The 15,900-nt window shown below is 71.6% G+C and carries 16 protein-coding genes; 4 read left to right on the forward strand and 12 right to left on the reverse strand.

Annotated features, from left to right (window positions below; translation table 11 throughout):
• Positions 1 to 8: 8 nt before the first annotated feature.
• Both pal and tolB read right to left on the reverse strand, forming a co-directional pair.
• Positions 9 to 569, reverse strand: coding sequence for a peptidoglycan-associated lipoprotein Pal (pal, locus tag JNX00_RS12960; protein WP_204742541.1), 561 nt, complete (start codon positions 567 to 569; stop codon positions 9 to 11).
• 65 nt (positions 570 to 634) lie between these two features.
• The gene (tolB, locus tag JNX00_RS12965) at positions 635 to 1,921 is read right to left on the reverse strand and encodes a Tol-Pal system beta propeller repeat protein TolB (RefSeq protein ID WP_204745063.1); all 1,287 of its coding nucleotides are present in this window, start codon (positions 1,919 to 1,921) and stop codon (positions 635 to 637) included.
• A 251-nt stretch (positions 1,922 to 2,172) separates the two neighbouring features.
• Between tolB and msbA the strand changes: the two genes are divergently transcribed.
• Both msbA and JNX00_RS12975 read left to right on the forward strand, forming a co-directional pair.
• A complete protein-coding gene (msbA, locus tag JNX00_RS12970; protein WP_239478338.1) occupies positions 2,173 to 3,954 on the forward strand; it encodes a lipid A export permease/ATP-binding protein MsbA in 1,782 nt (593 codons plus the stop codon).
• A 62-nt stretch (positions 3,955 to 4,016) separates the two neighbouring features.
• Positions 4,017 to 4,544: an Mpo1-like protein gene (locus JNX00_RS12975; protein ID WP_204742542.1), complete on the forward strand. Its 528-nt coding sequence runs from the start codon at positions 4,017 to 4,019 to the stop codon at positions 4,542 to 4,544.
• 34 nt (positions 4,545 to 4,578) lie between these two features.
• On the opposite strand, the gene JNX00_RS12980 is transcribed toward JNX00_RS12975, so the two are convergent.
• Positions 4,579 to 6,066: a PLP-dependent aminotransferase family protein gene (locus tag JNX00_RS12980; protein ID WP_204742543.1), complete on the reverse strand. Its 1,488-nt coding sequence runs from the start codon at positions 6,064 to 6,066 to the stop codon at positions 4,579 to 4,581.
• Between the two features lie 65 nt (positions 6,067 to 6,131).
• Between JNX00_RS12980 and JNX00_RS12985 the strand changes: the two genes are divergently transcribed.
• Both JNX00_RS12985 and JNX00_RS12990 read left to right on the forward strand, forming a co-directional pair.
• Complete coding sequence (locus tag JNX00_RS12985; RefSeq protein ID WP_204742544.1) at positions 6,132 to 7,367, forward strand: benzoate/H(+) symporter BenE family transporter; 1,236 nt, start codon at positions 6,132 to 6,134, stop codon at positions 7,365 to 7,367.
• Complete coding sequence (locus tag JNX00_RS12990) at positions 7,367 to 8,167, forward strand: YggS family pyridoxal phosphate-dependent enzyme (protein ID WP_204742545.1); 801 nt, start codon at positions 7,367 to 7,369, stop codon at positions 8,165 to 8,167. Before JNX00_RS12985 ends, JNX00_RS12990 begins: the two co-directional genes overlap by 1 nt.
• 4 nt (positions 8,168 to 8,171) lie before the next feature.
• Here JNX00_RS12990 and JNX00_RS12995 read toward each other — a convergent pair whose 3' ends face one another.
• Genes JNX00_RS12995 through JNX00_RS13035 form a run of 9 tightly spaced genes read right to left on the reverse strand, consistent with a single transcriptional unit; the run spans position 8,172 to position 15,812 of the window.
• The gene (locus JNX00_RS12995) at positions 8,172 to 9,728 is read right to left on the reverse strand and encodes an Rne/Rng family ribonuclease (protein ID WP_070398311.1); all 1,557 of its coding nucleotides are present in this window, start codon (positions 9,726 to 9,728) and stop codon (positions 8,172 to 8,174) included.
• 13 nt (positions 9,729 to 9,741) lie between these two features.
• On the reverse strand, positions 9,742 to 10,437 hold the full coding sequence (locus JNX00_RS13000) for a Maf family protein (protein ID WP_083293008.1): 696 nt from the start codon (positions 10,435 to 10,437) through the stop codon (positions 9,742 to 9,744).
• Positions 10,434 to 10,901, reverse strand: a complete 468-nt coding sequence (gene rlmH / locus JNX00_RS13005; protein ID WP_070398309.1) for a 23S rRNA (pseudouridine(1915)-N(3))-methyltransferase RlmH — start codon at positions 10,899 to 10,901, stop codon at positions 10,434 to 10,436. The genes JNX00_RS13000 and rlmH overlap by 4 nt, the downstream gene beginning before the upstream one ends.
• Positions 10,898 to 11,608, reverse strand: coding sequence for a ribosome silencing factor (rsfS, locus tag JNX00_RS13010; RefSeq protein WP_070398308.1), 711 nt, complete (start codon positions 11,606 to 11,608; stop codon positions 10,898 to 10,900). The genes rlmH and rsfS overlap by 4 nt, the downstream gene beginning before the upstream one ends.
• Positions 11,605 to 12,252, reverse strand: coding sequence for a nicotinate (nicotinamide) nucleotide adenylyltransferase (gene nadD, locus JNX00_RS13015; RefSeq protein WP_204742546.1), 648 nt, complete (start codon positions 12,250 to 12,252; stop codon positions 11,605 to 11,607). The genes rsfS and nadD overlap by 4 nt, the downstream gene beginning before the upstream one ends.
• A complete protein-coding gene (gene hemF / locus JNX00_RS13020; RefSeq protein WP_070398306.1) occupies positions 12,252 to 13,169 on the reverse strand; it encodes an oxygen-dependent coproporphyrinogen oxidase in 918 nt (305 codons plus the stop codon). The genes nadD and hemF overlap by 1 nt, the downstream gene beginning before the upstream one ends.
• A 2-nt stretch (positions 13,170 to 13,171) precedes the next feature.
• Positions 13,172 to 13,768, reverse strand: a complete 597-nt coding sequence (locus JNX00_RS13025; RefSeq protein ID WP_239478138.1) for a 1-acyl-sn-glycerol-3-phosphate acyltransferase — start codon at positions 13,766 to 13,768, stop codon at positions 13,172 to 13,174.
• 47 nt (positions 13,769 to 13,815) lie between these two features.
• On the reverse strand, positions 13,816 to 15,090 hold the full coding sequence (gene purD / locus JNX00_RS13030; RefSeq protein WP_070398305.1) for a phosphoribosylamine--glycine ligase: 1,275 nt from the start codon (positions 15,088 to 15,090) through the stop codon (positions 13,816 to 13,818).
• Complete coding sequence (locus JNX00_RS13035) at positions 15,087 to 15,812, reverse strand: YebC/PmpR family DNA-binding transcriptional regulator (protein ID WP_070398304.1); 726 nt, start codon at positions 15,810 to 15,812, stop codon at positions 15,087 to 15,089. Before JNX00_RS13035 ends, purD begins: the two co-directional genes overlap by 4 nt.
• Positions 15,813 to 15,900 lie beyond the last annotated feature (88 nt).

Genomic DNA, 15,900 nt, shown 5'->3' on the forward strand with positions numbered 1-15,900 from the left:
TCCCTGGTTCAACGGTAGGTGAGCTCGACGCGGCGGTTCTTGGACCAGGCGGCTTCGTCGCTGCCGGTCTGCGCGGGCTTCTCTTCACCGAAGCTCACGGCTTCCATCTGGCTGTCCTGCACGCCCAGCAGCGAGAGCGCGCGGCGCACGGCCTCGGCGCGCTTCTGGCCCAGCGCCAGGTTGTATTCGCGGCCGCCGCGCTCGTCGGTGTGGCCCTCCAGCTGCACGCGCACGCTGCGGTTGGCATTGAGGTAGCGCGCGTTGGCCTCGAGCAGGGCGGTGGCGTCGGGCTTGACCTCGAAGCTGTCGTAGTCGAAGTAGATGATGCGCTGCATTTGCGCGGGCTGGGCGCTGGTGCTGGACGGCACCTGCACGCCGGCCACGCCGCGCGGGTCGACGCCGCTGCCCTGCCCGCCCGCGCCAGCCGCGCCGCCCGCGGCCGTGCCCGAGCGGTCTTCGACCGGGGGCTCATCCAGGCGGACGTTCGAACCGCAGGCCGCGAGCACGGCGGCGGCGATCAGCGCGGCGAACAGGCCGCTGAGGCGTCGGAAGGGGGTGGTACGGGACATGGCGGTTCCTGAGGTGCGTTGTTGATGAGGAAACAATCGGGACGGGAGGATCGATCGGCGCGGGTTCAACGAAGGAAGGGTCCCCATTCGGGTTCCCGGATGTCGCCCTGCGCGCCGGCCAGGCGGGTCTTGATGCGGCCATCCACGGTGGTGGTCATGAGCGCGTCGCCCCCCTTGTCGCGGGTGGCATAGATGATCATGCGGCTGTTGGGCGCGAAGCTGGGGCTCTCGTCGCCGCTGGTGTCGGTGAGGGCGGTGACGGTGCCGCTGGACAGCTCCATCACGTGCAGGCGGAAGGCGCCGTTGATGCGCGAGATGAACGCAAGCCAGCGGCCGTCGGGGCTGAGCGCGGGCGAGATGTTGTAGTTGCCGGTGAAGGTAACGCGCTGCGCGTTGCCGCCCTGAGCGGGCATGCGGTAGATCTGTGGCGAGCCGCCGCGGTCGCTCACGAAGTAGATCTGCTTGCCGTCGGCGCTGAACACGGGTTCGGTGTCGATGCTGCCGCTGCCGCTTTGCGTGAGGCGGCGCGGCTCGCCGCCGTTGGCGTCGATCGCGTAGAGCTGGGCGTTGCCGGACAGCGTGAGCGCGGCCACCACGGTCTTGCCGTCGGGCGACCAGGCCGGCGCGCTGTTGGAACCGCGAAAGCTCGCGAGCACGCGCCGGCGCCCGGTGGCGACCTCGTGCGAGACGATCTCGGCCTTGCGCTTCTCGAACGAAACATAGGCCAGCTGCGCGCCGTTGGGCGCCCAGCTCGGGGAGATGATGGGCTCGTTGCTGGTGAAGGCGGCCTGGGCGTTCTCGCCGTCGGCGTCGGCCACCCACAGGCGGTGCGTGCTGCCCGCCTTGGTGACGTAGGCGATGCGGGTGGAGAACACGCCTTTCTCGCCGGTGATCTTCTCGTAGACGTAGTCGGCGATCTTGTGGGCGGCCAGGCGCAGGTTGTTCGGCGTGCTGGGGTGGCTCATGCCACCCAGATCCTGGGCGCGCACCACGTCCCAGAGGCGGAAGCGCACATCGAAGCGGCCGTCGGCCAGGCGGGTGACGCTGCCGGTGAGCAGGGAGTCGGCGCCGCGCTCGCGCCAGGGGGCCAGGTCAGGGCGCGAGGTTTCGTCGAGCGCGCCCGACAGCGGCGGCACGGCCACGAACTGGCCGGAGCGCTCCAGGTCGGCGCGCACGATGGCGGCGATGTTCTCGCTCGCGGCGTCGTTGCCGCGAAAGTTCACGGCCGAGAAGGGGAAGCGGGTGAGGCCGACGCCGGTGACCTCGACCCGGAACTGCGCCAGCGCGCCCGAGGCGGGCCAGCCCAGCAGGGTGGAAGCGGAGATAAGGCCCAGGGCATGCCGGCGCGGCATCCCGGTGGAGGGATGGAGTCGGGGCGGTTGGTGCATGGTGTTGGGATTGTCGGGCAGTGCGGGACGCGAGGCCCGGTGCCCTTGTAAGTAGCGGCCGATAATACCGGACACCCGCAGGCAAGCCGTGACAAGATGTGTGCCCTCGCGGCCTGCTGGACCGCGATCGCGCCCATTGGTTCCCCACCATCCGCCCCGATTTGAACCCCTCCGACCCGTCCGCCGCCCTCCCCTCCGGCCCGCTGCGCCAGCGGCTGCTGCGCGTCTGGCCCTATTTCCGGGACGCAAAGACCGGCATCGTCTTCGCCGCGCTGGCCACCGTGATCGGCGCGCTGACCGAGCCGCTGATCCCCGCCCTGCTCAAGACCCTGCTCGACGAGGGCTTCAACGACGGCCGCATTCCGCTGTGGATGGTGCCGCTGGCCTTCATGGGCCTGTTCGGCGTGCGCGGCATCGCCTCCTTCGTGGCGCAGTACGCCCTGTCGTACACGGCCAACGTGGGCATGCTCAACCTGCGCCGCGCCATGTTCGCCAAGCTCAACGCGGCCCAGCTGGCGCTGTTCTCGCGCCAGAGCGCGAGCAAGCTGTCCAACACGCTGGTCTATGAGGTGCAGACCGGCTCGCAGATGCTGGTGTCGTCCCTGCTCACCCTCACCCGCGACAGCCTCACGCTGGTGGCGCTGATGGGCTACCTGCTCTACCTGAACTGGAAGCTCACGCTGATCGTGATCGCGGTGTTCCCGGGCCTGGCCTGGATCATGCGAGTGCTCTCCAAGCGCCTGTACCGCCTCACGCGCGCCAGCCAGCAGGCCACCGACGAGCTGGCCTACGTGGTGGAGGAAAACGCCCTGGCCCACCGCGTGGTGCGCCTGCACGGCGCGCAGCGCCGCCAGGCCGAGCGCTTCGACCAACTGAGCGTGGCGCTGCGCCGCCTGGCGCTCAAGAGCACCATCGCCATGGCCGCCATGACGCCCTTCACCCAGCTGCTGGCCTCGGCCGCGCTGTCGGCGGTGATCGCGGTGGCGCTGTGGCAGAGCAGCACCACGGGCGTCACGGTGGGCAACTTCGTGGCCTTCGTCACCGCCATGCTGATGCTGATCGCCCCGATCCGGCACCTGGCCGAGATCGCCTCGCCCATCACGCGCGGCCTGGCGGCGCTGGAGCGCGGCATCGAGCTCATCGAGCAGACGCCCGAACAGACCGGCGGCACGCACGTGGCCGAACGCGTGCAAGGCGCCATCGCGCTGCGCGGCGTGTGGGTGCGCTACCCGCCCAAGGCCGACGGCGCCGACGCGGCCGAGGCCGGCCTGGCGCTGCGCGGCATCGAACTGGACATCCGCCCCGGCGAAGTGGTGGCCTTCGTCGGCCCCTCGGGCTCGGGCAAGACCACGCTCATCAACCTGCTGCCGCGCTTCGTGGAGGTCGAGCGCGGGGTGGTCACGCTGGACGGCGTGCCCCTGCCCGACTGGGACCTGGCCAGCCTGCGCCGCCAGTTCGCGCTGGTGAGCCAGGACGTGGTAATGCTCAACGACAGCCTGGCCGCCAACGTGGCCCTGGGCGCGGTCGACGGCGAACTCGACGAAGCCCGCGTGCACGCCGCCCTGCTCTCGGCCAACCTGGGCGAGCTGCTGGAGCGCCTGCCGCAGGGCATGCACACCAACGTGGGCCACAACGCCACCGAGCTCTCGGGCGGCCAGCGCCAGCGCCTGGCCATCGCGCGCGCCATCTACAAGGACTCGCCGGTGCTGATCCTGGACGAGGCGACGTCGGCGCTGGACAACGAGTCCGAGCGCCTGGTGCAGGACGCGCTGTCGCGCCTGATGAAAGGCCGCACCACCCTGGTCATCGCGCACCGGCTGTCCACCATCGAGCACGCGGACCGCGTGATCGTGCTGGCCGAGGGCCGCATCGTGGAACAGGGGCGGCACGCCGATCTGCTGGCGGCCGACGGCGTGTACGCGCGGCTGCACGCGCAAGGACTGGGCACGGCGGGCGCGGACGCCCCGGCCAGCCCACCCCAGGTCACCCCGGATTGAGCGCCGCGGCGCGTGGGTGTACAAGCGCGGGACAACACGCCCGCCCCGGCCGGAGACCCGCCATGCGCAACCTCAGCGAACAGCTCACGCAGTACGCGGCCTACCACCGCGACCGCCGCAACATCCTCACCCATTTCGTCGGCATCCCCATGATCGTGCTGGCCGTGGCCGTGCTGCTGGCGCGGCCGGTGCTGGCGCAGTGGGGCGCGGTGGCGCTGTCGCCCGCCACGCTGGTCACGCTGCTCACGGTGCTGTACTACCTCAAGCTGGACCTGCGCCTGGGCGCGGTGATGGCGGCGCTGATGGCCCTGTCGCTGTGGTTCGCGCAGGCGGTGGCGGCGCAGACCACGGCCGTGTGGCTCTCGGTGGGCGTGGGCCTGTTCGTCGTGGGCTGGGTGATCCAGTTCGTCGGCCACTACTACGAGGGGCGCAAGCCCGCCTTCGTGGACGATCTGGTGGGCCTGGTCATCGGCCCGCTGTTCGTGGTGGCGGAAGCCGGCTTCCTGCTCGGCCTGCGGCGCGAGCTGCAGCAGGCCATCGAGGCGCGCGTGGGCCCGGTGCGGGACCACGCCCCCGCCCGCGCGGCCTGAGGCCCGCGCCGGGCGCGATCGATCGCCCCTGCCCTCAGCGCGCCAGCGCGCGCAGCACCTTCGCGAGTTGCCGCACGGCGGCCTCCAGCTCGTTCGGCGCGTGGGCCGCGAAGCCCATGAGGAAGCCCGCCTCGTGCCCGCCGGGCGAGGCGTGCAAGGCCGTCAGCCCGAGCAGGTCGATGCCCGCGCGGCGGGCCGCGTCCACGGCCTCGCGCTCGGGGACGCCGCAGACCAGCACGCAGGGCATCTGCAGGCCGCCGTCCGGCACCCGGGGCTCCACCAGGCCGGCCAGGTGCTGGCGCACCAGGCGCGCCAGCGCGTCGCGCCGCTCGGCGTAGACGGCGCGCATGGTGCGCACGTGCGCGCCGAAGTGGCCGCCTTCGATGAAGCGGGCCAGCGTGAGCTGCGGGATCGGCGCGCTGTGCCCGTCCAGCAGCGTGCGCGCCACCGTCATGGGGGCCACCAGCGGCGGCGGCAGCACCATGTAGCCGATGCGCAGGCCCGGGAACAGCGACTTGGTGAAGGTGCCGATGTAGACGGTGCGCTCGTGCGGATCGAGCCCCTGCACGCAGGCCGTGGGCCGGCCGGCGTAGTGGAATTCGCTGTCGTAGTCGTCCTCGATGATCCAGGCCTGCTGCTGGCGCGCCCATTCGATGGCGGCCAGCCGCCGGTCCAGCGACAGCGTGGCCCCGCTCGGGAACTGGTGGGACGGCGTCAGGAACACCGCCCGCGCCTGCGGTGCCGCCTGGTGCAGCTGGTCCACCCGCATGCCCTCGGCGTCCAGCGGCACCGGCACGCACGCCAGACCGGCGGCCTCGAAGGCCTTGCGCGCACCGTGGTACATGGGGTCCTCGACGAGGATGCGCTCGCCGGCGTCCAGCAGCACGGTGGCGCACAGGCTCCGCGCCTGCTGGGAGCTGGTCAGCACCAGCACGCGCTCGGACGTGGCGCGCGCGCCGCGCTCCAGGTTCACGTAGGCCGCGATGGCCCGGCGCAGCGCCTCCATGCCCTGCGGCGGGCTGTGCAGCAGGGCCGCCGCGCCGTGCGCCTTCAGCACCTGGCGCTCCAGTCGCTCCCAGGTGGCCAGCGGAAAGGCCCGGACCTCCGGCACGCCGGGCGCGAAGGCGCGCGGCGCGACAAAGTCCCGCACGCCGCCGCCCTGGAACAGGGCGGCGCCGCGCCGGCTCAGGCGCGCCTCCCCCGGGTGGGCGGGTGGGTGCCCCGCCGGCGCGCGCGCCCCCAGGCCCCGGGCCCGCGCCGACACGGCGCTGCCGCGGCCCACGCGTCGCTCGATGAAACCCTCCGCGTGCAGCTGGCCGTACGCGGCTTCCACCGTGTCGCGCGACACACCCAGCGACCGGGCCAGCGCGCGCGAGGCCGGCAAAGGCCGGCCGGCCTCCAGCGCGCCGTCGAGGATGAGCTGGCGCACGGCGCGCTGCACGCGCGCGTGCAGGGGCAAGGTGGCCCGTGCCGGATCGGCGACACCGGCCTTGACCGATTCGAGCAGGGCGTGTTTGAACAATTGGTCTGGGTAAGGTCAGAAAAATGGCAGGAGATGTCCAACCATTTTCACCCTACAACACCCCCATGCCTCCCACCCCCTCTCCCACGCCCCTTCGCTGGAGCGACTTGCCCCACCCCGTCGTCGCCGGGCTGGTCTCGGTCCTCGTCAACTACGGCGGCACCTTCATCCTCGTGTTCCAGGCCGCCCAGGTGGCGGGCCTGAGCGCGGCGCAGACCGCCTCCTGGGTCTGGTCGGTGTCCATCGGCGTGGGCGTGACCGGCCTGCTGCTGAGCTGGCGCTCGCGCGAGCCCATCATCACCGCCTGGTCCACGCCGGCCGCGGCCTTCCTGGTGACGGCCCTGGCCACCACGCCCTACCCGCAGGCCATCGCGGCCTACCTGGTGTCGGCCGCCGCCTTCGTGGTGCTGGGCCTGTCGGGCGGGTTCGAGCGGCTCATCCGCCTGATCCCACCCGGGGTGGCCGCCGGCCTGCTCGCCGGCATCCTGTTGCCCTTCGGCATCAAGGCCCTGGGCGGTCTGAGCGTGGACCCCACGCTGGCCGGCCTGCTGATCGTGGCCTACGTGCTGCTCAAGCGGGTCACGGCGCGCTACGCCGTGGTCGGCATCCTGGCCCTGGGGCTGGCTTTCCTGCTGGTGCAGAACCGCGTCGATCTCTCGGGGTTGGCGCTGCGCTTCGCCGCGCCGGTGTTCACGCCGCCCGAGTTCACGCTCAACGCCCTGCTCAGCGTGGCGCTGCCGCTGTTCCTGATCACGCTCACCGGCCAGTACATGCCGGGCATGCTGGTGTTGCGCAACGACGGCTTCCAGAGCCGAGCCGATCCCATCGTGGGCGTCACCGGGCTGGGCTCGCTCCTGATGGCGCCCTTCGGCTCGCACGCCTTCAACCTCGCGGCGATCACGGCGGCCATCTGCACCGGCCGCGAGGCGCACGAGGACCCGTCCAAGCGCTGGATCGCCGGCATCGCCGCGGGCCTGTTCTACGTGCTGGTGGGCGTGTTCGGGGTGACGCTGGCCGCTGCCTTCATGGCCTTGCCGGCCACCTTCATCACCACCCTGGCGGGTCTGGCGCTGCTGGGCACCATCGGCGCCAGCCTGTCCGGCGCCCTGGCCGACGCCCGCACGCGCGAGGCCTCGCTGATCACCTTCCTGGCGGCGGCCGCCAACATCAGCCTGTTCGGCATCGGCGGCGCCTTCTGGGGGCTGCTGATCGGGCTGGCCGCGCACGCGGCGCTGCACGGCCACTGGCCGGGGCGGCTGGCGCGCACGACGGCACTGGCGGACAAGGGAGCGAGACCCTGATGGCGATGCCGACGCCCGACACCCCCACCCGGCACGACCGGCACGGCCGCTACCCCCAGGCCCTGACGGTAGCGGACCTGCGCCGCCACCTCGACGAGGTGCAGGCGCGCATCGCCGCGGCCTGCCGGCGCGTGGGGCGAGACCCCGCCGAGGTGCGCCTGCTGCCCGTCAGCAAGACCCAGCCCGTGGAACGCGTGCGCCTGGCCCACGCGGCGGGCTGCCGCCTGCTGGGCGAGAACAAGGTGCAGGAGGCCCTGGGCAAGTGGGAGGCCACGCCGGACCTGGCCGGTCTGCGCTGGTCCGTCATCGGCCACCTGCAGACCAACAAGGCCAAGCTGGTGGCGCGCTTCGCCAGCGAGTTCCAGGCCCTGGACAGCCTGCGCGTGGCCGAGGCGCTGGACCGCCGCCTGCAACTGGAAGGCCGTTCGCTGGACGTGTTCGTCCAGGTCAACACCTCGGGCGAGGCCAGCAAGTACGGCCTGGCGCCCGATGAGGTGCCGGCCTTCCTGCGGGCCCTGCCGGCCTTCGCGGCGCTGCGCGTGCGCGGCCTGATGACGCTGGCGCTGTTGTCGTCCGAGGCGCAGCGCGTGCGGCGCTGCTTCGTCTTGCTGCGCGAACTGCGCGAGCGGCTGCGCCAGGACGCGCCCGCCGGCATCGGCCTGGAGGAGCTGTCCATGGGCATGTCCGGCGATTTCGAGATCGCGATCGAAGAAGGCGCCACCGTGGTGCGCGTCGGGCAGGCCATCTTCGGGGCGCGCGCGCTGCCGGACAGCCACTACTGGCCGGCGGCGGGCGGCTGAGGGCTCACATCAGCACGATGTCGTACTGCTCCTGCGTCATCGAGCTCTCGCTCTGCAAGGAGATTGGCTTGCCGATGAACTCCGACAGGCCCGCCAGGTGCGCGCGTTCCTCGTCGAGGAACAGCTCCACCACCTTGGGCGAGGCCACCACGCGGAACTCGCGCGGGTTGAAGGCGCGCGCCTCGCGCAGGATCTCGCGCAGGATGTCGTAACACACGCTGCGCGGCGTCTTCACCGCACCCTTACCGCCACAGGCCTCGCAGGGCTCGCTGAGCATGTGGGCCAGCGATTCGCGCGTGCGCTTGCGCGTCATCTCCACCAGGCCCAGCTGTGAAAAGCCACCGGTCATGGTCTTGACCCGGTCGCGCGCGAGCTGCTTGCGGAACTCGGCCAGCACCGCCTCGCGGTGGTCGTCGCGCGTCATGTCGATGAAGTCGACGATGACGATGCCGCCCAGGTTGCGCAGCCGCAGCTGGCGCGCGATCGCCTGTGCGGCCTCCAGGTTGGTGCGGAACACCGTGTCGTCGAAGTTGCGCGCGCCCACGAAGCCGCCGGTGTTCACGTCCACCGTGGTCAGGGCCTCGGTCTGGTCGATGACCAGGTAGCCGCCCGACTTGAGCTCCACCCGCCGGCCCAGGGCGCGCACGATCTCTTCGTCCACGTTGAACAGGTCGAAGATCGGCCGTTCGCCGCTGTAGTGCTGCAGCTTGGCCACCGTGTCGGGCATGAACTCGCCGGCGAAGCCCTGCATCAGGCCGAACTGCTCGCGCGAGTCGATGCGGATGGACTGCGTGCCGGCGCCCGACAGGTCGCGCAGCACGCGCTGCATGAGGTTCAGGTCCTCGTGCAGCAGCGAGGCCGGCGGCTGGCGCAGCGCGGCCTCCTTGATGCGCAGCCAGGTCTTGCGCAGGTAGGCGACGTCGTCGGCCAGCTCCTCGTCGTCGGCGTCTTCGGCGTTGGTGCGCAGGATGAAACCGCCCGCCGGGCTGCCGTCGGCGGTGGCGGTGAGGGCCAGCAGGCGCTGGCGCAGGGCCTCGCGCTGGGCGGCCGGGATCTTCTGCGACACGCCGATGTGGTTGTCCTGCGGCAGGAACACCAGCAGTCGGCCCGCGATGCTGATCTGGGCCGTCAGCCGCGCGCCCTTGGTGCCGATCGGGTCCTTGAGCACCTGCACCATCAGGGCCTGGCCTTCGAAGATCTGCTTCTCGATCGGCAGCACCGGGTTGGGCGCCAGGACCTTGGGCGCGGCGGCCGGCGCGGCACCGCCCGCGGCGGGCGCCGGCTCGGCGTCGGCCGGTGCCGGCGCGCGCGGCGTGGCGTGCTTGGCCTGGATGTTGGGCATCAGGTCGGCCACGTGCAGGAAAGCCGCGCGGTCCAGGCCGATGTCCAGGAAGGCCGACTGCATGCCCGGCAGCACGCGCGAGACCTTGCCCAGGTAGATGTTGCCCACCAGCCCGCGCTCCAGCGTGCGCTCGATGTGCACCTCCTGCACGGCGCCCTGCTCCACCACCGCCACGCGCGTCTCCTGCGGAGACCAGTTGATCAGGATGTCCTGGTTCATGGCTTGAGCCCCGTCAGAGGATGGGAAGGCCGGCCGCGCGCAGCAGCCCGGCGGTTTCAAAGGCGGGCAGGCCCACGATGCCCGTGTGGCTGCCGGCGATGCGGCTCACCCACAGGCCCGCGTGGCCCTGGATGGCGTAGGCGCCGGCCTTGCCCATGGGCTCGCCGCCCTCGACGTAGCGGCGGATCTGCGTCGGCGTGAGCGTGTCGAAGCTGACCAGGGAGGTCGAGAGCGCGGACCAGCGCCGCGCGCCCCGGCCCACGGCCACGGCCGTGAGCACGCGGTGCGTGCGGCCCGACAGGTCGGCCAGCATGCGCCGCGCCTCGGCGGCGTCGGCGGGTTTGCCCAGGATGCGCCGGCCCAGGGCCACGGTGGTATCGGCGCACAGCACGGGCGCCGGCGGCAGGCCGCGGCGCTTCAGTCGCGCGAGCGCGGCCTCCAGCTTGAGCGCGGTGACGCGCTGCACGTAACGCGCGGGGGCCTCGTTCGGCCGCGCGGCCTCCAGCGACTCGGCGTCCTCGTCGGCGTCGGGCAGCAGCAGTTCGTGGCGCACGCCCCACTGCGTGAGCAGCTCGCGCCGGCGCGGGCTCTGGGAAGCCAGGTAGATGAAGTTCAAGCGGGTTTCGCCGCCGGGTCGCGCCAAGGCGACACCCGCCCCGTCGGGGGACAGCGACCCGCGCAGCGGCGACGCGAGGGGGCTTTTTTTCATTCGCGGTGGTAGGGGTGGTTCGCGTTGATGGACCAGGCCCGGTAGAGCTGCTCGATGAGCAGCACGCGCACCATGGCGTGCGGCAGGGTCAGGTCGGACAGCCGGATGCGCTGGTGCGCGGCCTCGCGAAAGGCCGGGTCCAGGCCGTCGGGCCCGCCGATGACCAGGGCCACGTCGTCCCCACCCAGCTGCCACTGCCGCAGCTGCTGGGCCAGCGCCTGGGTGGTGAGCGGCGTGCCGCGCTCGTCGAGCGCGACCACGCGCGCCCCGCGCGGAATGGCCGCCTCGATGCGCTGGCGTTCGGCGGCCCAAAGGGTCTCGGTGGTCTTGGAGCCGCGCGGCTCGGTCTTGACGGCCTTGAGCTCGACGCGCAGCTCGGGGGGGAAGCGTTTGGCGTAATCGTCGTAGGCGGTCTGTGCCCAGTCGGGCACCTTCTGCCCGACCGCGACGATCACGAGCTTCATGCCTTCTTCTTGGCGGCGGGCCTGGCCGGCTTGCGGGCCGCCGAGGGCGCGGCCTTGGGCGAGGCCTTCTTCTTCGCCGCCGGCGCGTTGACCACCACCTTGGCCATGCCGGCGCGCGGCTTGGCGGGCGCCGCCTTCTTGGCGGCGGGTGCCCGGCCGGGCGCGGCTTTCTTGGCCGGCGCCTTCTTGGCCGGGGCGGCCTTGCCCACCGGCGTGGCGCCGCGGCCCGCGCCCTTGGCCGCGGCCTTGCGCGCCACGGCCTTGGCCGACACCGGCTTGGCCTCAGCGGCGCGTTCGGCGGCCGGCTTGGCCGGCTTCTTCGCCGCGGCGGCCTTCTTCGCGGCCGACGTCAGGCGCACGGGCTTGGCGCCCCAGATCTCTTCGAGCCGGTAGTACTGGCGGATGGCGGGCTGCATCACATGCGCCACGGCCGGGCCGCAGTCCACGATGATCCATTCGCCGTTCTCCTCGCCCTCGATGCGCGGCTTGTCGAAGCCGGCTTCGCGCACCGCGTCGCGCACGCTGGCGGCCAGGGCCTTGGTCTGGCGGTTGGAGGTGCCGCTGGCGACGATCACGCGCTCGAACAGCGGCGAGAGCTCCTCGGTGTTGAAGACCACGATGTCCTGGCCCTTGACGTCCTCCAGGCCATCGACGATGGCCCTCTGCAGTTTCTGGATGTCTTTCTTCGCGGCGGATTCGCTGGTCATGAAGCGGTCTGGTAGAGGTGGTGCTGTGAAATATAGCTTGCGACCGCGTCCGGGACCAACAGGTCCAGCGGCGGTCCCTCGGCCGGGTCGGCGGCGAGTTTGGCGCGCAGCGCGGTGGCGCTGATGTGCTGCAGCGGCATGCGCAGCGGCATGAAAGGCAGGTCGACGCGGCTGAGATCGATGAGCGGCGCGTCGCCGCGCAGGGCCTGGGCGCCAATGTCGGTGGGTCGGTTGGCCACCGCCAGGGTGGCCAGCGACAGCACCTCTTCCCAGCGCACCCAGGACTTGAAGGCGAGCAACTGGTCGGCGCCGAGCACCAGGTACAGCGTGGCCTGCGGGTACTCGGCGCGCAGTTCCGCCAGCGTGTCGGCGGTGTAGCTGGGGCCCTGGCGCTCGGTCTCGCGACGGTCGACACGCACGCGCGGCAGGTCGCCGAAGGCGCGCTCGCACATGGCGATGCGGTGGTGCGCGGGCGACAGCGTGCGCGCCTTGTGCCAGGCCTGGCCGGTGGGCATCACGTGCAGCGCGTCCAGTTGCAGCTGTTCCAGCGCGGCCTGGGCCAGCGCGCGGTGCGCGGTGTGCGGCGGATCGAAGGCGCCGCCGAACATGCCGACGCGCTGGAGCGGAGCACCGGAACCGGCCATCAGACCCAGTCCCGGCGCACCAGGAAGTCGCGGTAGAGCCGGTCCTCGGGCGTGCCCTTCTTCGTCTGGCGGTTGTAGGCCCAGCTCACCAGCGGCGGCATGGACAGCAGGATGGACTCGCTGCGCCCGCCGGACTGCAGGCCGAAGTGCGTGCCCCGGTCCCACACCAGGTTGAACTCCACGTAGCGGCCGCGCCGGTAGAGCTGGAAGCTGCGCTCGCGCTCGCCGTAGGCGGTGTTCTTGCGCTGATCGACGATGGGCAGGTAGGCGTCGAGGAAGGCGTCGCCCACCGAACTCATCATGGCGAAGCTGCCGTCGAAGCCGAGTTCGGAGAAATCGTCGAAGAAGACGCCGCCGACGCCGCGCTGCTCGTCGCGGTGCTTCAGGTAGAAGTACTCGTCGCACCAGCGCTTGAAGCGCGGGTACTTGTCGACGCCGAAGGGGTCGAGCGCGGCCTTGCAGGCGCGGTGGAAATGCCGCGCGTCGTCCTCGAAACCGTAGTACGGCGTGAGGTCCATGCCGCCGCCGAACCAGCACACCGGCGCGCCGCCCTTGGGCGTGGCGGCGATCATGCGCACGTTCATGTGCACCGTCGGCACGTAGGGGTTGCGCGGGTGGAAGACCAGCGACACGCCCATGGCCTCGAAGGGCGCGCCGGCCAGTTCGGGCCGGTGCTGGGTGGCCGAGGGTGGCAGCTGGCGCCCGCGCACGTGCGAGAAGCCGCAGCCCGCGCGCTCGAACACCGGGCCGTCTTCCAGGATCTGGGTGATGCCGCTGCCCTGCAGCTTCTCGCCGGGCTTTTTCTTCCAGCGGTCCACCACGAACTGGCCGCCGTCGACCAGGGCCACGGTGGAGGTGATCCGCTCCTGCAGATCGACGAGGTATTCGCGGACGTTGGCGATCGGGTTGTCGGACATGCTCACACCGTATCAGTCTTGGGCAGGGCTTGCACCGGGCTGGCCTGCGCGGGGCGCAGGCCGCGCACCCCGGCGAAGGCCTCGGCCAGGCAGGCATAGTCGCGCGCGGCGTCGCCACTCAGGCGCACAAAGCCACACACCCTCACCTCCCGGCGACTGTAATCCAGGGCCACCAGCGCCAGCGGCACGCCGGCGTCCAGCGCCACGCGGTAGAAGCCGCTGCGCCAGCCCGGCGTGCGCCGGCGCGTGCCCTCGGGCGAGAGCGCCAGCCACAGCAGTTCGCCGCGCGCCACGGCCTCGCGCATGGTGTGCACCATGGCGCCCACGGCGCCGCGCGGCGAGCGGCGTTCGATGGGAATGCCGCCGAGCCAGCGCAGCCAGCGGCCGAACAGCGGCACGTCGAACAGCGTGTCCTTGCCCCAGAAGCGCACCGGAATGCCGATGGCCCATTTGGCCAGCACGCCCACCACGAAGTCCCAGTTGCTGGTGTGCGGGTAGACGATGGCGACGCCCTGGCGGCCCGGGAAGCCGTCCTCGACGACGCGCCAGCCCGCCAGGCGCAGCAGCGCGCGCGCCAGGCGGGAGCCGCGAAAGCGCACCGCGTGGGGTGGCGGCAGCGGGACGGGCCCGCGCGGATCCGGGGCGATCAAAGCGCGCGGAAACCGATGTCGCGGCGGCATTGCATGCCGTCGAAGGCGATCGCGTCGACCACCTCATAGGCGCGGCGCTGCGCCTGCGCGACCGAGTCGGCCAGCGCGGTGACGCAAAGCACGCGCCCGCCCGACACCCGCACCGCCGCGCCGTCCTGGGCGGTGCCGGCGTGGAAGACCATGCGGTCGGCCTCGTCGGCGGGCAGGCCGGTGATGGCGTCGCCCTTGCGCGGGTCCAGCGGGTAGCCGGCCGCGGCCATCACGACGCCCAGCGCGACGCGCGGGTCCCAATCGAGTTGCACGCGATCGAGTTCGCCGCGCGTGGCGGCCAGCAGCACCTGCGCGAAGTTGCTGCGCAGCCGCATCATGATGGGCTGCGTTTCGGGGTCGCCCATGCGGCAGTTGAACTCCAGGGTCTTGACCGCGCCGTCGGGCGTGACCATGAGGCCCGCGTAGAGGAAGCCGGTGTAGGGAATGCCGTCGGCCTTCATGCCGCGCAGCGTGGGCAGGATCACCTCGTCCATGGCGCGTCGGTGCACCTCGGGCGTGACCACCGGCGCGGGGGAGTACGCGCCCATGCCGCCGGTGTTGGGGCCCTGGTCGGCGTCCTTCAGGCGCTTGTGGTCCTGGCTGGTGGCCAGCGCCAGGGCGTGCTCGCCGTCGCACAGCACGATGAAGCTGGCTTCCTCGCCCTGCAGGAACTCTTCGATGACGACGCGCGCGCCGCCTTCGTTGTGGGCCACGCCGAGCTTGTTATCCAGCAGCATGAAGTCGATGGCCTCGTGCGCCTCGGCCGCCGTCATGGCCACCACCACGCCCTTGCCGGCCGCCAGCCCGTCGGCCTTGACGACGATGGGCGCGCCCTTTGCGTCGACGTAAGCGTGGGCCTGGACCGGATCGGTGAAGGCCTGGTACTCGGCCGTGGGGATGCCGTGGCGCTGCATGAAGGCCTTGCTGAAGGCCTTGGAGCTTTCCAGCTGCGCGGCCTGGCGCGTGGGGCCGAAGATGGCCAGGCCGTGCGCGCGGAACTCGTCCACCACGCCCGCCGCCAGCGGCGCCTCGGGCCCCACCACGGTGAGCGCCACCCCATGGGCCTGCACCCATTCGCGCAGCGCCACCTTGTCGGTGATGGGCAGGTTGGTGAGCTGCGGGTCGCGCGCGGTGCCGGCGTTGCCCGGGGCCACGACCACCTGGTCCACGCCCTCGGACTGCTTCAGGCGCCAGGCGAGCGCGTGTTCGCGGCCACCGCCGCCGATGACAAGAACCTTCATTCCGAGATTTCAGCGTTGTGGTAGACGTTCTGCACGTCGTCCAGGTCTTCCAGGATGTCCAGCAGCTTCTGCATGCGCGCGGCGTCTTCGCCGGCCAGGGCCACGGTGTTTTCGGCGCGCATGGTCACCTCGGCGATCTCGGGCTTGAGGCCCTTGGCTTCGAGCGCGTCCTTCACGGCCTCGAAGTCGCCCGGCGCGGTCAGCACCTCGATGGCGCCGTCCTCGTCGGTGATGACGTCCTCGGCGCCAGCCTCCAAAGCCACCTCCATCACCGCGTCTTCCGAGGTGCCGGGCGCGAAGATGAGCTGGCCGCAGTGCTTGAACTGGAAGGCCACCGAGCCTTCGGTGCCCAGGTTGCCGCCGTACTTGCTGAAGGCGTGGCGCACCTCGGCCACGGTGCGCACGCGGTTGTCGGTCATGGTGTCCAGGATCACCGCCGCGCCACCGATGCCATAGCCCTCGTAGCGGATTTCCTCCAGCGACAGGCCTTCCAGCGTGCCCGAGGCCTTGTCCACGTTGTACTTGATGCGGTCGGCCGGCATGTTGGCCGCCTTGGCCTTCTCGATGGCCAGGCGCAGGCGCGGGTTCATGGCGGGGTCGCCGCCGCCGCTGCGCGCGGCCACCGTGATTTCACGGATCACGCGGGTCCAGATCTTCCCCCGCTTCTCGTCCTGGCGCCCCTTGCGGTGCTGGATGTTCGCCCATTTGCTGTGTCCGGCCATGGGAAGTCCTCGAAATGCCTGCTGGCTTTGATCTAATGAGCCCGCGATTTTACGATTGCGCCCCTTCCCGTCCCTTTGCGCCCCGCCC

The organism is Hydrogenophaga sp. YM1 (assembly GCF_016903055.1).
GTDB lineage: Bacteria > Pseudomonadota > Gammaproteobacteria > Burkholderiales > Burkholderiaceae_C > Hydrogenophaga > Hydrogenophaga borbori.

Bases quoted from the DNA above. Each gene is read 5' to 3' on its own strand.
- pal (WP_204742541.1), bottom strand. From the start codon at position 569: ATGTCCCGTACCACCCCCTTCCGACGCCTCAGCGGCCTGTTCGCCGCG.
- tolB (WP_204745063.1), bottom strand. From the start codon at position 1,921: ATGCCGCGCCGGCATGCCCTGGGCCTTATCTCCGCTTCCACCCTGCTG.
- JNX00_RS12975 (WP_204742542.1), top strand. From the start codon at position 4,017: ATGCGCAACCTCAGCGAACAGCTCACGCAGTACGCGGCCTACCACCGC.
- JNX00_RS12985 (WP_204742544.1), top strand. From the start codon at position 6,132: ATGCCTCCCACCCCCTCTCCCACGCCCCTTCGCTGGAGCGACTTGCCC.
- JNX00_RS12990 (WP_204742545.1), top strand. From the start codon at position 7,367: ATGGCGATGCCGACGCCCGACACCCCCACCCGGCACGACCGGCACGGC.
- JNX00_RS12995 (WP_070398311.1), bottom strand. From the start codon at position 9,728: ATGAACCAGGACATCCTGATCAACTGGTCTCCGCAGGAGACGCGCGTG.
- JNX00_RS13000 (WP_083293008.1), bottom strand. From the start codon at position 10,437: ATGAAAAAAAGCCCCCTCGCGTCGCCGCTGCGCGGGTCGCTGTCCCCC.
- rlmH (WP_070398309.1), bottom strand. From the start codon at position 10,901: ATGAAGCTCGTGATCGTCGCGGTCGGGCAGAAGGTGCCCGACTGGGCA.
- rsfS (WP_070398308.1), bottom strand. From the start codon at position 11,608: ATGACCAGCGAATCCGCCGCGAAGAAAGACATCCAGAAACTGCAGAGG.
- nadD (WP_204742546.1), bottom strand. From the start codon at position 12,252: ATGGCCGGTTCCGGTGCTCCGCTCCAGCGCGTCGGCATGTTCGGCGGC.
- hemF (WP_070398306.1), bottom strand. From the start codon at position 13,169: ATGTCCGACAACCCGATCGCCAACGTCCGCGAATACCTCGTCGATCTG.
- purD (WP_070398305.1), bottom strand. From the start codon at position 15,090: ATGAAGGTTCTTGTCATCGGCGGCGGTGGCCGCGAACACGCGCTCGCC.
- JNX00_RS13035 (WP_070398304.1), bottom strand. From the start codon at position 15,812: ATGGCCGGACACAGCAAATGGGCGAACATCCAGCACCGCAAGGGGCGC.